The following is a 1,589-nucleotide window of genomic DNA, read 5'->3' on the forward strand; positions in this document are numbered from 1 at the left end:
ACCGTCTGCCTCACCGTCTGCCTCCCCGTCTCCGGCCGCGGCACCGGGCACGGCCGGGGCGGCGGCCCTCTCCCCGCGCCCGCGCCGCGTCTCGTACCAGCGCAGCAGCCGCGCCCAGGGGGTGCCGCAGGCCTGTTCGGCGTGGCGCAGCCAGAGGCGTTCGGCCGTCTGCCCCGCCGCCCACGCGCCCACCGCGCAGGCCAGCCGGTCCTCGAACTCCTCGCGCGCCCGCTCGGTCAGCCCGGCCGGGCCCTGCGGGGTGTCGGCCATGTAGACCGGGCGGAGCCGGGCGACCACGCCGTCCACGTCGGCCGACAGCCGCAGCGCCGCCGCCCGCCGCCCCGAGGCCAACTCCCGCAGGGAATCCTTGAGTTCGCCGACGCCCTGGCCCGTGAGCGCGGACAGGGCCAGTACGGTCGCGCCGGGTTCGCCGTGCTCGCCGAGGGCCATGCCGTCCTCGTCCAGCAGCCGCCGCAGGTCGTCCATGACGGTGTCGACGGCGTCGCCCGGCAGCCGGTCGACCTGGTTGAGCACCACGAACGTCACCTCGGCGTGGCCGGCCAGGGGCCGCAGATAGCGCTCGTGCAGCACCGCGTCCGCGTACTTCTCCGGGTCGGTCACCCAGACCACCGCGTCCACCAGCCGCAGCATCCGGTCGACCTGCTCGCGGTGCCCGGGGGCCGCGGAGTCGTGGTCGGGCAGGTCGATGAGGACCAGGCCGCGCAGCGCCGGGTCGCGCGGCTGCACCCGGCGCCGGGCCCGGGGCGGCACGCCCATCCGCTCCAGCAGGCCGTCGGCGCCGCTGTCCCACTCGGTCTCCCAGACGCAGGCGACGGGCACCGAGGTGGTGGGACGGCGCAGTCCGGTCTCGGAGAGCTGGACCCCGGCGAGCGTGTTGAACAGCATCGACTTGCCGCTGCCGGTGGCTCCGGCGACGGCCACGGTGGTGTACGCCCGCGACAGCCTGCCGCGTGCCGCGACCTCGTCCAGGATCCGGCCGGCCTCGGCGAGCACCTCGCCGTCCAGGCGGGTGCGGGAGAGGCCGACCAGCTCCCGCAGCGCGCGCAGCCGTTCGCGCAGCGCCTCCTCCTCGGGCGCGGCGCCCGGTGGTGCGGCGTACGCCCGTGGGCCGCCGGTGCGGCCGCCGTCCCACCACTCCTCCCGGCCGCCCGTACGGCCGCCGGAGGCGCCGTCGAACAGCCCGTCGCCGCGGGCACGGTCGAACGGCCCGGTGGGGAACGGCCCGGTGTCGAACGGCCCGGTGGGGAACGGCGTGCCCTCCGCCTCCTCCCGTACGCCGCCGCCCTCACGGGCCCTGCGGGCGATCAGCCCGTCGTCCCAGATCCGGCCGCCGTCGGTGCGGACGTCCACGCCCACCGCGATCACCTCTTCCTCTGCAGTACGGACAGTGCGGCGATCAGGGCCACCTGCTGGTCGGGGGTGGCGTCGAGGTCCCGCAGGGGCGCCAGCCGGTAGCCGCGCTCCCCCCGCAGCACGCGGTCCAGGCAGTCCTCCAGCAGCCGCTCGCCGCGCTCGCGCAGCCGCGCCGCGCCGGCCGCGCCCAGGGCGCAGGCGAGCGCCTCGTCCGC

General features: G+C 77.6%; 1 protein-coding gene and 1 pseudogene. Both read right to left on the reverse strand.

Annotation, left to right across the window (positions count from 1 at the left end; genetic code table 11):
• A partial coding sequence (locus ACLIYP_RS30390) for a GTPase (protein WP_412716291.1) occupies nt 1–1,386 on the reverse strand: 1,386 nt, incomplete at its 3' end.
• Nucleotides 1,383–1,589: pseudogene (locus ACLIYP_RS30395) on the reverse strand (ATP-binding protein); the annotation flags it as partial. The pseudogene ACLIYP_RS30395 and the gene ACLIYP_RS30390, both read right to left, overlap by 4 nt.

Origin of the sequence: Streptomyces nanhaiensis, from assembly GCF_046614825.1 — a bacterium.
GTDB lineage: Bacteria > Actinomycetota > Actinomycetes > Streptomycetales > Streptomycetaceae > Streptomyces > Streptomyces radiopugnans.